Raw genomic sequence first — 13,857 nt, forward strand, 5'->3', positions numbered from 1 at the left:
TGATCCGCCGTCCACCGAGATGTACAGCCGCCCTCTCGTCGGCTGCGTAGATGTGTTTAAGAGACATGGTCAGTTCTGTTCTTCTTGCCAGATCTGTTTCTTGTCAGTTCTTTTTCTTCTTGAAGACGGTCTTGCTGGTCAGCGTCCAACTGTGGGATTTCACTGTGTGACGGTGCTTGTCCTTGGCCGTGACCGTGATCTTGAAGCGGGTGCCGTCGGGCAACGGGGCGGACAGATGGACGGTCGCCCTGTGGGTCGCTCGGTTGTAGGAGACGACGGCTGTGACGTGGAGCTTCCTGGCGGCGGCCGCGTTGCGGCCCGGCAGGATGGTCACGGTCGCCTTCACGGACGACACCGCCGCCTTGGCCGGCACGGCCAGCACGAGGGCGCTCGCCTGGTCGGCGGTGTGCGCCACCGAGGACGCGGTCACCTCTGAGGCGGTTTCCGACGCCAGGGACCCGCTGGGGTTGTCGGCGGTGAAGACGGGGCCGACCCAGTAGTCCGCGGACCCGTAGGAACTGCTGGGGAAGGCCGAGTCGCTGCCGTACTTGTACAGACCGTTGTGGTGCGTGGTGGTGTCGGCCGTGGCCGTCAGCGGGTAGGACTTGTGGGCCGCCGCGAAGTAGCCCCCGTCCACCGCGTAGTTGCCGTTCGGCGCGTGGTAGGAGACGACGTACGGGGTGTCGGCGGTGATCGCCACCGGAGTGGCGAAGGTCAGCGTCTGCCAGCCGGAGGCCGTCTCGCCCGTGAAGGTACCGCCGGCGAGCAGCGTGCCGCCGTCGGTCCACAGGCTGCCGGTGTGGGTGCCCGTGTTTCCGGTGCCCTTGTAGAAGGTGACGCCCGTGACCCAGCCCGATGCCGAGGACGTGAACCGGGTGCCCAACTCGACCGAGTTGGGGTCGGCGGTCATGTCGGTGTTCGCCGGCACGGCGGAGGAACTCCACAGCGTGCAGGGGCAGGTGACTGCCGGCGGGGTGGAACTGGTGGTGAACGTCCAGGTCACCGGGTCCGCCATGGCGTTGCCCCATACGTCGGAGGCCTGGACGGACGCGGTGTAGGTGGTGTGCAGCTCCAGCTCCGTCGACGGCGTGAAGGTCGCCTTGTTCGACGCGGGGAAGGTGACGGCCCCCGGCACGGTGTTGCCGTCCGGGTCCTTCACGGTGAACGTCACGCTGTCGGTGTCGGCGGCCGAGCTGAGGGTGGCCGACACCGGTGCCGTGATCGAGGTGTCGGTCGCCCCGGACGTCGGGGAGGTCGAGCTGACGGTGGGCGGGGTCGTGCTGGCCGTCGAGGTGTCCAGCACCACGTCGACCCAGTAGTTGCTGCCCGAGGACTGCGAGGACGGGAAGGAGCTGGTCGAGCCGTAGTGGTAGACGCCGTTGCCGCCGTCGGTACCGGTCTTCAGTGCCGTCAGCGGGGCCAGGCCGGCATCGCTGTCGGCGAGGTCGGCGTCGTAGGAGTATCCGCCGTTGGGGGCGAAGTACGAGGCGACGTAAGTGGTGTTGGCCTTGACGGTCACGGGCGCGGCGAAGTTCAGCTGCTGCCAGCCGGAGGCCGTCTCGCCGGTGAAGGTGCCGGTGGCCAGGCGGGTACCGGAGGCGGTCCACAGGCTGCCGATGTGGGTTCCGGTGTTGACGGGCGACTTGTAGAACCGCACGCCGGTGACCGAACCAGCCACGGTGGTACGGAACTTGACGCCGAGCTCCACCGAGCCGCCGTCGCCGGCGTTGACGGTGCCGGGCACGGCCGAGGCCGGCCAGATGGTGCACGGGCAGGCCTGGGGGCCGACGGTCAGCGGCACGGTGGTGACGGCGCTGATGTTGACGCTGTCGTCGACCGCGCGGACCTTGATGGACGTGGCGCCCGGGTTCGTGGGCGTCCAGGTGTAGCTCCAGGACGAAAGACCCTTGGCTGCCTTCCAGGTGGATCCGCCGTCGGTGGACACCTCCACGCGGGCCACCACTCCCCCACCGTCGGTGGCGGAGCCGGTGACGGTGACCGGCTTCAGCGCCGGGACGGTGGCCCCGGAGGCCGGGCTGGTCACGGTGACCGTCGGGCCGGTGGTGTCGGTGGAGGCGGTGGCGGCGACGAGGTTGCTCTGCCGGGACTTCGGCTGGACCCCCATGTCGGCCAGGATGTTCACCGTCGCCTGCTGCATACGGGAGTCCTCGGTGACCACCGTGTCATCGGGATTGTAGGTGGGCACGTTGGTCAGGCCCCACGACCACTGCACGGTCCCGGTCCCGAACACCAGGGCCCCGGAGTCCTGGTCACGGAACTCCACGAGATTGTGCGTCGCCGTGCCGTTGCCGTACAGGTTGCCCCAGTCCAGCCGGTACGTGCCGTCGGTGATGTCCACCGTCGTGGACGACACGTCGATCTCCCCGGCGGGTCTGGTGCTGTTGTCGAGGTCGCTGTCCCACTCGTAACCGAGCGTGCCGGTCGGGAAGGTCGCGGTCTGAGCGGCGGTGAGGCTCGCGATGGAGGTGTTGCGCCAGATCCGGTTCTTGCCGTACGAGCCGGGCACGGTGATCGCGTCGTTGCGATAGCCGTTCGCCTGGAACATGGAGCCGGTGAGGATGTTCGGCGGCCGGTAGGTCTGGCCGTAGTTGGTGCTGGCCGGATCCATCCAGGTGCCGGTCCAGGTGCCGCTGGGGTCGGCGATGCCGTTGTTCAACGCCATCTTGGTCATCTTGTAGCAGGCCAGGGTGCGGTCGGCCGTGTTCGTGCCGTCGATGCTGGGGGCGAGCCGCGTCTTCCAGAAGACCTCGTTGCCGCTGAAGAAGCCCTCCCGCACGCCGGCCTTCCGCGCCGCCAGGACGTTGGAGTACTGGCTCTGCGTCCAGTACTCGTCATGGCCGGACGACATGTACATCTTGTGCTTCTTCAGCAGGGTCGAGCCGTTGGTCGACGACACGTCCACGCCGGACAGATAGCTGACGTCGTAGCCGTTGCGCTCCAGCCAGGACAGCATCATGAACTCGGAGCCGTAGATGCCGTTGTCGCCGCCGATGTCCAGCGGCCGGTTGTAGCTGACCTCGTAGGCGCGGCCGTCCGGCGCGGGCCCGGTGCCGCCGTACAGGTCCTGGCCACCGTAGTCGTTGTACGCCTGCCAGGTCTGGTCGCTGGTCTGTACGACGATGTCGGAGGTGCTGGAGTCGTTGCGGACGACGAACGGGTACGGCATCAGGCCGTCGCCGTCGGTCTGCGTGAGGTTCGCGATGTACAGGCCGGACACGGCGTCGCTGGGCACCGTCCAGGTCGCGGTCACCGGCCAGTTGCCACAGTCGACCAGGCCGGCGCCGCTCTTGGTGGCGCAACTTGCGGGCTTGGAGGAGTAGTTGGCTGGATACGTCACGGCCGCCTGGGCCGCGGTCGACATCTGGCGCGCGCCGTCGCCGCCGTACCAGCCCAGACGGTAGACCTGGATGTTGTACGGGGTCTTCGACTGGACCTTGAACTGGACGGTGTCCCCGGCTTGGACGCTCTCCTTGGTGGTGAAGCCCTGGATGTCGCCGTAGGCGTTGGACGAGAACCAGTCGGACTTGGGGCTGCCCGACTTGGAGTTCTCGCACACGATGGGGTTGGAGCCCGACCCGCACGGATCGGACGCCGCCTGGGCGGACCCGGCCAGCGGGAGCACCGCCAATATCAATGCCGCTACGACGGCGAGGCGCCCGCCCCGGATCCGTCTGCTCCAGTTTTGCATGTGTACCTCTCAGCGGTGCTGTGCAGGGCCGCCCTGTGGGAGTCGGAGGTGGAGCGTGAAGCTCTGGGGACCGGTCAGCTGCCGAGCGCGTCGGCGAACGCGTCCACGACGCGGTGCTGCTGGTCAGGGGTGATCTGCGGGTACAGCGGCAGCGACAGGATCCGGTCCGCCGCCTTCTCGGCGTTCGGGAAGTCACCCCGGGCGTACCCGAGATGGCGGTACGCCGGTGTGAGGTGGACCGGGGCGGGATAGTGCACTCCGGCGCCGATGCCCTCGGCGTTGAGCTTGCCGACGATGCCGTCCCGGTCGGCGCCGACGACCTGGACGACGTACAGGTGGCGGACGTGGACGTTGCCGGGGGCGGTGGCCGGGAGGACGACGCGGCCGGCGGCCGCCAGGTCGGCGAGCAGGGCGTCGTAGCGGGCCGCGGCCGCCCGCCGGGCCACGTTGCCGTCCGCCAGCCGCGCCAGCTTCGCCCGCAGGACAACGGCCTGGAGGCCGTCCAGGCGGCTGTTGAAACCGGGCACGTCGTGGCGGTACTTGGCGACTCCGCCGTGGTTGGCGATCGCGCGCACCCGGCCGGCGAGCTCCTCGTCGTCGGTGAGCACCGCTCCCGCGTCGCCGTAGGCGCCCAGGTTCTTGCCCGGGTAGAAGCTGGTGGCCGCGATGCCGTCGCTGCCCGGGGTGCGGCCGTCGCGGGTCGCGCCCTGGCACTGGGCGGCGTCCTCGACGACCCGTACTCCTGCGGGCAGTTGGCCGGTCAGCGCCGTCACCTCCGCCATCTGCCCGTAGAGATGGACCGGTACGACCGCGCGGGTGGCGGGGCCGACCGCGTCCAGTGCGGCCTGGGGGTCGAGCAGGTAGCTGCCGGGCAGGCAGTCCGCGAGGACCGGGCGCGCCCCGATCCTGGCCACCGCGCCGGCTGTGGCGATGAAGGTGTTGGCGGGCACCACGACCTCGTCGCCGGGGCCGACCCCGCTCACACGCAGGGCCAGTTCGACGGCGTCGGTGCCGTTGGCGACGCCCACGCAGTGCGCGACGCCGCCGAAGTCCGCGTACTCGCGCTCGAACCGGCGCACCTCCTCGCCGCCGACGAACGCGGTGTCGGCCAGGACCCTTTCGAATCCGGCTCGCACCTCGTCGGCGACCTCCCCGTGGGCCGCCTTGAGGTCCACAAGTTGAATCTGGTTCATGTCAGCGGTCCCCCCACTGTGCGCGTCACGAGTCCTGTTCGCGAAGCGAGTTCGTCGAGCGCGGGCGCGTCCGCCGCGCGCAGCCGTCGGGCCGGGCTCCCCACCCAGACCTCGCCCGGCGGCACGTCGCCGAGCACGGCGCTCCCCATCCCGACCAGCGACCAGGCGCCGACCGTCGTGCCCTCCCTGACCAGGGCCCCGGAGCCCACATAGGCGCCCTGTTCCAGTCGCGCGCCCCCGCCCAGGCGGACCCCGGACGCGATCGTGGCGTAGTCCTCGACCACGTCGTCATGGGTGAGGACGACCTGCGGCATCACGGCGACATGCGCGCCCACCCGCACTGCGGCGGTGAGTACGCAGTGCGGGAGCAGGACCGAGCCGGGGCCGACCGCGGACGTCTCCGACACCGAGGCCGTCGGGTGGATCACGGTGGCGTAGCGGTCCGCGGGCAGGGCGAACCGGCGGACCAGGCGGGCGCGGGCCGCGTAGTCCCTGGGGTTGCCCACGCAGATCACCACCCGGGCTCCGGGCAGTTCGTGAACCAGGTCGCAGCCGCCGAGGACCGGCACGCCGTCCACCTCGGTGCCGTGCAGGGCGGGGTTGTCGTCGAGGTGCCCGAGCACCTTGAACTCGCCCGTGTCCGCCACGGCCTGCACGGTCTCCCGGGCGAAGCCGCCCGCGCCGATGATCAGCAGTTCGTTCATCTGCGAGCCTGTTCGCGCAGTGCTGCCACGACGCGGTCCTGCTGGGCCTCGGTCATGGTGTGGAACAGGGGCAGGATCAGCGAGTCGCGGGTGATGCGCTCGGTGACCGGCAGCGGTGCGCGGGGGTGGTCCGCGTAGGCGGGTTCGAGGTGCGCAGCCATGATCCCGCGCCGGGCGGAGACGCCGGCCTCGGCGAGTGCGGCGAGCAGGTCGTCCCTGCCGACGGGGAAGTCCTCGTCCACCAGCACCCAGTAGGACTGGAAGTTGCTCTGCCCGTGCGCGGGATCGCGTACGGGGGCGAGGCCGGGGACGTCGTGCAGCAGCGTGTCGTACCGGGCCGCCAGCTCGCGGCGGCGGGCGATCATCGCGTCGAGCTTGCCGAGCTGGACGAGGCCGATGGCGGCCTGGACGTCCGTCATGCGGTAGTTGAAGCCGACTTCCAAGTAGCTTTCCAGGACCGGCTTGCCGCTCGCGTGACGGTCCGCCGCCGAGGCGTTCATGCCGTGCTCGCGCAACCGGCGCAGACGGGCCGCCCACTCGGCGTCGTCGGTGGTGATCATGCCGCCCTCGCCCGTGGTGACGAGCTTGCGGGGGTGGAAGGACCAGGCGGCGAGCAGCGCGCCGTGCCCCACGGGCTTGCCACCGACGGTCGAGCCGATGGCACAGGCCGCGTCCTCGACCAGGGGCAGGTCCCAGTCGGCACAGGCGGCACGCAGGGCGTGCACGTCGGCCGGGACGCCGCCCTGGTGGACAGCGAGGACAGCCTTGGTGCGGGCGGTGCGGACCGCGTCCACGGTGGCCGGGGTCAGGTTGCCGGTGGCTGGGTCGACGTCGGCGAACACCGGCTCGGCGCCGACGTACCGTACGGCGTTGGCGGTGGCGATGAACGACAGCGAGGGCACCACGACCTCGTCGCCGGGGCCGATGCCCAGCGCGACGAGTGACAGGTGCAGGGCGGTGGTGCAGGAGCTGACGGCGATGCCGTGCTCGGCGCCCACCCGTTCGGCGAAGGCCTTCTCGAAGGCGGCGACCCGGGGGCCCTGGGCGACCCACCCGGACAGCACCGCGTCGGAGGCGGCCCGGGCCTCCTCCTCACCGAGCCAGGGGATCATCACCGGGATGCGGCCGGTGCTCACTTTGCCGCCTCCCGCTCCGCACGCCACCACTCGACCAGGTCCCGCAGACCCGTACGCAGGTCGATCCGCGCCGTGAAGCCGAGCCGCTCGGCGGCCCGCGAGGTGTCCGCGAGCCGCCGGGTCACCCCGTTCACCGCGCGGGCGGGCCCGTGCTCCGGCTCCAGGCCCTCTGCCGCCATCGCCTCCAACAGGCCCTCGGCGAGCTCCTTGAGCGAAGTCTCCGTACCGCTCGCGATGTTGAACACCTCGTCGGTGAGGTCCGACTCGGCGGCCAGGACGTTGGCCCTGGCGATGTCACGGACGTCGACGAAGTCCATGGTCTGTGTGCCGTCGCCGAGGATCAGCGGCGGCTCACCCGCCTCGATGCGCTCCATCCAGCGGATGAGCACCTCGGTGTAGAGGCCGTGGATGTCCATCCGGGGGCCGTAGACGTTGAAATAGCGCAGTGCCACGTAGTCCAGTCCGTACATGGCGTAGAAGCTGCGCAGCATGCCCTCGTTGAAGGCCTTCGCGGCACCGTAGAAGGTGTCGTTGTTGTACGGGTGGTGGCGCTCGGTCGTCGGGAAGGTCTCGGCCATGCCGTAGACGGACGCCGAGGACGAGGCGATCACCTTGGTGACCCCGGCCTCGACCGCCGCCTCCAGGACGTTGAAGGTGCCGTCGACCAGGACCTCGTTGGCGAGCCGGGGCTCCTCCGCGCACTGGGTGATGCGGATCGCGGCGAGGTGGAACACCAGGTCGGCGCCCTCGGTGACCTTCCGTACGGTGTCGGCGTCCCGGACGTCGCCTTCGACGATCTCCACGACACCGCTGGGCAGAGCCTGGGCGAGGTTGGCCCGCCGCCCGCGCACGAAGTTGTCGAGTACGACGATCTCGCGGGCGCCGCCGGCGGCCAGCAGGTCGACGAGGTTGGAGCCGATGGTGCCCGCTCCCCCGGTGACCAGGATCTTCTTGCCTCGTACGCTGCTCAACTGCATGTACCTCTCAGCCAATAGGATCTGTCAACGCCCGGCGCGCAGGCCGACGACCGCGCCCTTGAATTCGAGGCTTCGCGATGCCGCCTCGAGAATGTCCAGCACTCTGAGGCCCGCCCGGCCGTCGGTCAGCGGCGCCCGGCGCTCCCTGATCGCCTCGCCGAACTCGTCGACCATGCTGCGCAGCGCTTCCCTCTCGCCGATGGCGGGCGCGACCATGTCCCCGGAGCGGTAGGAGATGAGCATGTCCCGGCGCTCGTCCGCGCCGATCTCCTGCGGCGAGGCCAGGTCCACGCCCCGGTCGAAGATGGCCACGCGTTGGGCGGGGTTGAGGTCGTCCCAGATGAGGGTGCGCTTGGAACCGCCCACCATGGTGGTCCGTACCTTGGTCGGCGACAGCCAGTTGACGTGCACGTGGGCGATGGCCCCGGTGTTGAGCTGGAGCGTCAGATAGGCCACGCAGGCCTGGCCGGCGCCGATCGGGTCGGCCCCGTGGGCGGCGACGGCGACCGGCTCGATGTTGTCCGGGAGGATGAAGTCCAGGATGGACAGGTCGTGCGGGGCGAGGTCCCACAGCACGTCGATGTCCTTCTGGACGAGCCCGAGGTTGATCCGGACCGAGTCGACGAAGTGGATCTCGCCGAGTTCGCCGGAGCGGACCAGTTCACGGATCCGGCCCACGGCGGGGGTGTAGCAGTAGGTGTGGTCGCACATCAGGGTGAGGCCGCGCTCCTCGGCCTCGGTCACCAGGCGCATCCCGTCCGCGTAGGTCGCCGCGAGCGGCTTCTCCACGAGGACGTGCTTGCCGGCGCGCAGGGCGGCCAGGGCAATGTCGAGGTGGGTGCCGGCGGGCGTGGCCACGGCGACGGCGGTCACGGAGGGGTCGGCGAGGACGGCCGCGTAGTCCGAGGTGGCCTCGACCGTCGAGTAGCCGCCGAGGACCCGCCGGGCCCGGTCCACGTCGAGGTCGCACAGCCAGCGCAGCCGGAAACCCTCGCCGGCCTGGAAGTTGCGTACGAGGTTGGGGCCCCAGTATCCGGCCCCGACGACCGCCACCCCCAACGGCTCCTGCGTCACTGTCTTCCTCTTCCTCTGGTCCATCAGTAGGCCCCCGTTCCGCGCACCACCACGGCCCCGGTGCGCGCCAGGATCGACAGGTCCAGGCCCATCGACCAGTTGTCCACGTATCCGAGATCGAGCCGGACCGCCTCGTCCCAGGGCAGGTCGGAGCGTCCGCTGACCTGCCACAGTCCGGTGAGGCCGGGCTTCACGAGCAGCCGGCGCTTGATGTCCGGCGTGTACTCCTCGACCTCCTCGGGCAGCGGCGGCCGGGGGCCGACCAGCGACATGTGGCCCTTGACGACGTTGACGAGCTGCGGGAGTTCGTCGAGTGAGCTGCGGCGCAGGAACGAGCCGACCCGGGTGATCCGCGGGTCCTCCTTCACCTTGAACAGCAGGCCGTCGCTGTTCTGGTTGAGGTGCTCCAGTTCCGCGCGGAGGGCCTCCGAGTCGGGCCGCATCGTGCGGAACTTCAGCATGGTGAAGTGGTCGCCGTACCGGCCCACCCGCTGCTGCCGGAACAGGGCGGGGCCGGAGCTGTCCAGCCGGACGATCAGGGCGACCAGCAGCATCGGCAGTGCGAGGAGCAGCAGCAGAGCCGCCGCGAAGGAACGATCCAGCAGTTCCTTGGGCAGCCGGGAGATCCGGGAGAGGTTCGGCGGCTTGATCCGCACCAGCGGCACCCCGTTGGTGGGCCGTACCGCCAGCCGGGAGGCGGACACGTCGGTCAGCACGGGAGCCAGCAGGAAGTCGACGCCCTGCACGGCCGCGGTCCAGGACATCCGGCGCAGGACGGAGGCGTCGAGCTCGGGGGCGGGCAGCACCACCACGGTGTTGATGCCCAGGGCCCGGACGACGTCGTTCATGCCGCCGACGCCGCCGAGGGCGGGGAGCCCCAACTTGCGTATCTCCGGGGCGTTCTCGGGATCGGTCAGGCACGCTCCGGCGGCCTGGAGTTTCGGTGTGCCGCCGCGCCTGAGCACCGCGACCAGCTCCACGATGCCGCTCGACGGTCCGACCAGGAGCGTCGCGCTCCCGTCCCGGCTCCGGGCCCATCGCCGGTGCAGGCGGCGGCGCAGCGTGTACCGGGCCGCGAGAGCGATCACAGCAGCCGGCATCGCTGCCATGATCATGTCATGAAGAAGGTCCGAATCGTGGGTGAACGGCCAGTACGCGACGGCGGCCAGCGCCGGCAGCGCGACGGCCCCACGGAGCACCCGTCGGTATTCCTCGGCCCCCAGACCCAGCGTGCTGCGGTCGTAGGAACGGTGGGCCAGCATGGCCACGATCCAGGTCGGGGGCAGCACCAGGGCCACCGCCCAGCGGCCGTAGGCCGCGTGGATCAATAAGGCCGCGGCAGCGGCCGCGAGGCCGTCCGCAACCAGCAGGACGATGCGGTACTTCTGTTCCCAACGTCTTCGGCGGCCATGTGGACTTCTGCGTTCCACGACCGATTGCTCGTGCGTGACCTGAATGGTCATGCGCCCCCCACCACATGCGCGGCTACCCCTGACCGAAGTGCCCTCCACACAGCGGCACTGGAAAGCGAGGGAGCTTCAGCGGTTCCCCAACCGCCTCATGCCCCCAGCATGCTGGTACGTACTGACTCTGTTCAGATCCATTCGACTGCCGGACCATGACATGCAGTCAAGAACGAGTTCCCCACCCAAACCGGTCCGGCGGTCATCAATCTAGACCATGCGGCTCACTCTCGGGAACAGTTGGACGAAACACATGTCGCAATAGTGACACCGACGGCATACTGCCCCCGTGACGAGCATCGTGATCCCGGCCCACAACGAGGCCCGAGTCATCGGCCGGCTCCTCGATTCCCTGTTGGCTGATTCCTCACCCGAGGAGTCCACGGACGACACCGACATCGTGGTCGTGTGCAACGGCTGCACGGACGACACCGCCCGGATCGCGGCCGCACGCGGCCCGCGCGTCCGGGTGGTGGAGATACCCGTGCCCTCCAAGCACGCCGCGCTGCGGGCCGGTGACGATCACGCGCGCGGCTTCCCGCGCCTCTACGTGGACGCCGACGTCGTGATCGCGAGCGCCGACGTACGCGCACTCACCGAGCCCCTGGACGACGAGACCTCGGGCGTCCTCGCCACCGCCCCCGAGCGACGGATCCCGCTGGCCTCCTGTGCCTGGCGGGTGCGCGCCTACTACCAGGTGTGGCAGCGGCTGCCCGCCGTACGCGAAGGGCTGTTCGGCCGGGGCGTCATCGCGGTCTCCAAGGCCGGGCACGCCCGGATCGCCGCGCTGCCACCGCTGATGGCGGACGACCTCGCGGCGTCCCTCGCGTTCACGCCGGAGGAACGGCTCGTGGTCGACGCGGCCGGTGTGGTGATCCAACCACCGTGCACCTGGCAGGACTTGATCAAGCGGCGCATTCGGGCCGCGGTGTCCACCGCCCAGGTCGAGCAGCATCAGGGGCCGGAAGGGGCCACGGCGCGCACCAGCAAGTCTGACCTGAAAGCGTTGCTCCGCCGGGAGCCGAGACTCCTCGTGGCTGTCGTGGTCTTCGTCGCGGCAGCGGTCACCGCCCGGCGGAGGGCCGGAAAGGCCATCCGGGAACAGGACTTCGGCACCTGGCTACGGGACGAGAGCAGTCGGCAGAACTGATCGCACCGCACCTGGAGTTCCTGTCTTGTATCTCACCGACCGTTCCCAGCCTGTCGAGGCGGGCACCGACCAGGACCGCAGACGCGGGCCGGGGCGCAGGGTTGCCCCGGTCGTGCTGGTGCTGGGCACGGTCAGCCTGATCACCGACATCTCCTCGGAGATGGTCACCGCCGTCCTGCCGCTCTACCTCGTCACCACGCTCGGCTTCAGCCCGCTGGGCTTCGGCACCCTCGACGGCGTCTACAACGGCGTCAGCGCACTGGTCCAGCTCACCGGCGGCCACCTCGCCGACCGCATCCGCAACCACAAGCTGCTGGCCGGGCTCGGCTACGGCCTGTCCGCGCTGTGCAAGCCGCTGCTCCTGTTCGCCGGCAGCATCGGCACGCTCGGCACGGTCCTCGCCCTGGAACGGACCGGCAAGGGCCTGCGCACCGCCCCGCGCGACGCGATGATCTCCCTGTCCACCTCGGCCGAGAACCAGGGCCGCGCCTTCGGCGTGCACCGCGCGATGGACACCACCGGCGCGATGCTCGGCCCGCTGGCGGCCTTCCTCATCCTGCGCGCGGCGGCCGACGGTTACGACGCGGTGTTCGGGGTGAGCGCGTGCGTCGCCGTGCTGGGCGTGCTCGTACTGGTGCTGTTCGTGCCGGGCAGAGGGAAGGGCACCCCGGCCGAAGAAGAGAACGGGCCGAACGCCAAGCCTCCCGTCCGCGTCCGCGAAGCGCTCGGACTGCTGCGCCTCCCCCGGCTCCGCGCGCTCGCCGGCTGTGCCGCGCTGCTCGGGCTGACCACCGTCAGCGACGCCTTCGTCTACCTGCTCCTCCAGCGGCGGGCCGGCGTCGGCGAGCAGTGGTTCACGCTGCTACCGCTGGGCACCGCCGTCGTGTTCCTGCTGCTGGCCGTGCCCGTCGGCGCGCTCGCCGACCGCATCGGACGGCGCACGGTGTTCCTCGCCGGACACACGGTCCTGCTCACCGCCTACGCCCTCCTGCTCTGGGCCCCGGGCACCCCGGTCGCCCCGGTTCTGGTACCGCTCGTCCTCGCCCTGCACGGCACGTTCTACGCGGCGACCGACGGGGTGCTCCCGGCCGCCCTCGCCGACATCGTGCCCGAGCAGCTGCGCGCCAGCGGCCTCGCCATCGTCGGCACCAGCCAGGCACTGGCCCGGTTCTGCTGCTCGCTGGCGTTCGGCGCCGCCTGGACGATGTGGGGCGACGGCCCGGCACTGGCCGGCTCGGCGGTCGGTCTGCTCTGCTGCGCGGCCGTCGCGGGCATGGTGCTGCGCCCGGCAGGCGGGACCCGATGACCACCACAGCCACAAGGAGAGCCACAGGGATGCGCCTGACAACGCTGCGCCGCCGCCTGCTCATACTCGTCGCGGCGGTCCTGGTGCTCGCGGGCGTGGGAACCGGCGTCGTCCTGCACGCCGCCGCCCGCGCCGACCGGGCGAACCAGCCACAGGCGGGCGACCCCACGGTCAGCGCGGGCAAGCTGACGCTCGGCCAGAAGAGCCGCCTGATGTTCGTCAACGCGGCCGCCGGCCCGCACCGCACCGCGGTCGCCTCGGTCCCGTCGACCGACCCCGGGGGCGGCCGGACCGCCGCCGACCTGAAGTGCGCCCGCTTCTACGCTGCGGCCGGCACCGGGGTCTGCCTCCAGTCCAACCCCGGCGTCCTCAAGCAGAGCAACCGCGCCCTGCTCCTGGACGCCGGCCTGCGCACCAAGCACACCTTCCCACTCGCGGGCACCCCCAGCCGGGCCCGGGTCTCGCCCAGCGGCCGCTTCGTCGCCTGGACAGTCTTCGTCTCCGGCGAGTCCTACGCGTCCGCCTTCTTCTCCACCCGGACCTCGGTCCTGGACACCCGCTCCATGCGGCTGACGCCCAGCCTGGAGACCTTCTCCATCATCAAGGACGGCAAGTCCTACCACGCCTCGGACATCAACTTCTGGGGCGTCACCTTCGCCACCGACGACGACACCTTCTACGCCACCCTCAACACAGCCGGCAAGACCTACCTGGTACGGGGTTCGCTGTCCGGGCGTGCGGTCACCACCCTGGTCGAGAACGTGGAGTGCCCCTCGCTCTCCCCCGACGGGACCCGGGTCGCCTTCAAGAAGCGGGTGCTGTCCCGTACCGACCTCTGGCACGAGTACGTCCTCGACCTGCGCACCCTGCGCGAGACACCGCTCGCCGAACGCCACAGCGTCGACGACCAGGCCACCTGGCTCGACAAGCGCACCGTCGCCTACGCCCTTCCCAGCAACGGCAACGTCAAGAGCACCGACCTGTGGAGCGTGCCCGCCGACGGCACCGGAAAGCCCCGCCTGCTGATCGCGGGCGCGTCCTCCCCGGCGCCGCTGTGATCTGAAGGGCGGTGCGCCCGCCCGCCGCGGGGCGGAGGTTGAGGCCGGGGCTGTGGATCCGCCAGTTCTCCGACGTCGCGGACGCTG

General features: G+C 70.5%; 10 protein-coding genes. 3 read left to right on the forward strand and 7 right to left on the reverse strand.

Annotated elements, in window-relative coordinates:
* Positions 1–103: 103 nt before the first annotated feature.
* From ACWGJM_RS35675 to ACWGJM_RS35705, 7 genes are all read right to left on the reverse strand, one after another.
* On the reverse strand, positions 104–3,709 hold the full coding sequence (locus tag ACWGJM_RS35675) for a DUF4082 domain-containing protein (protein ID WP_453415912.1): 3,606 nt from the start codon (positions 3,707–3,709) through the stop codon (positions 104–106).
* A 74-nt stretch (positions 3,710–3,783) separates the two neighbouring features.
* A complete protein-coding gene (locus ACWGJM_RS35680; protein WP_453415913.1) occupies positions 3,784–4,902 on the reverse strand; it encodes a DegT/DnrJ/EryC1/StrS family aminotransferase in 1,119 nt (372 codons plus the stop codon).
* Positions 4,899–5,606, reverse strand: a complete 708-nt coding sequence (locus ACWGJM_RS35685) for an acetyltransferase (RefSeq protein ID WP_453415914.1) — start codon at positions 5,604–5,606, stop codon at positions 4,899–4,901. The genes ACWGJM_RS35680 and ACWGJM_RS35685 overlap by 4 nt, the downstream gene beginning before the upstream one ends.
* Positions 5,603–6,742, reverse strand: coding sequence for a DegT/DnrJ/EryC1/StrS family aminotransferase (locus ACWGJM_RS35690; protein WP_453415915.1), 1,140 nt, complete (start codon positions 6,740–6,742; stop codon positions 5,603–5,605). Before ACWGJM_RS35690 ends, ACWGJM_RS35685 begins: the two co-directional genes overlap by 4 nt.
* Entirely contained in the window at positions 6,739–7,719 is a 981-nt protein-coding gene (locus ACWGJM_RS35695; protein ID WP_453415916.1) for an SDR family NAD(P)-dependent oxidoreductase, read from the reverse strand. Before ACWGJM_RS35695 ends, ACWGJM_RS35690 begins: the two co-directional genes overlap by 4 nt.
* A 24-nt stretch (positions 7,720–7,743) precedes the next feature.
* The gene (locus ACWGJM_RS35700) at positions 7,744–8,793 is read right to left on the reverse strand and encodes a Gfo/Idh/MocA family protein (protein ID WP_453415917.1); all 1,050 of its coding nucleotides are present in this window, start codon (positions 8,791–8,793) and stop codon (positions 7,744–7,746) included.
* Positions 8,794–8,816: 23 nt separating this feature from the next.
* Positions 8,817–10,256 (reverse strand): sugar transferase, encoded by a 1,440-nt coding sequence (locus tag ACWGJM_RS35705; RefSeq protein WP_453415918.1) that lies wholly within the window; start codon positions 10,254–10,256, stop codon positions 8,817–8,819.
* Positions 10,257–10,545: 289 nt separating this feature from the next.
* On the opposite strand from ACWGJM_RS35705, the gene ACWGJM_RS35710 reads away from it, so the two are divergent.
* Genes ACWGJM_RS35710 through ACWGJM_RS35720 form a run of 3 tightly spaced genes read left to right on the forward strand, consistent with a single transcriptional unit; the run spans position 10,546 to position 13,770 of the window.
* Entirely contained in the window at positions 10,546–11,406 is an 861-nt protein-coding gene (locus tag ACWGJM_RS35710; protein WP_453415919.1) for a glycosyltransferase, read from the forward strand.
* A gap of 25 nt (positions 11,407–11,431) precedes the next feature.
* Positions 11,432–12,712, forward strand: coding sequence for an MFS transporter (locus tag ACWGJM_RS35715; protein ID WP_453415920.1), 1,281 nt, complete (start codon positions 11,432–11,434; stop codon positions 12,710–12,712).
* A 29-nt stretch (positions 12,713–12,741) separates the two neighbouring features.
* Positions 12,742–13,770 carry a TolB-like translocation protein gene (locus tag ACWGJM_RS35720; RefSeq protein WP_453415921.1) on the forward strand — a complete coding sequence of 343 codons (1,029 nt, stop codon included), beginning with the start codon at positions 12,742–12,744 and terminating at the stop codon, positions 13,768–13,770.
* The last annotated feature ends 87 nt before the right edge of the window (positions 13,771–13,857 follow it).

This window comes from Streptomyces sp. NPDC054834, assembly GCF_053611185.1.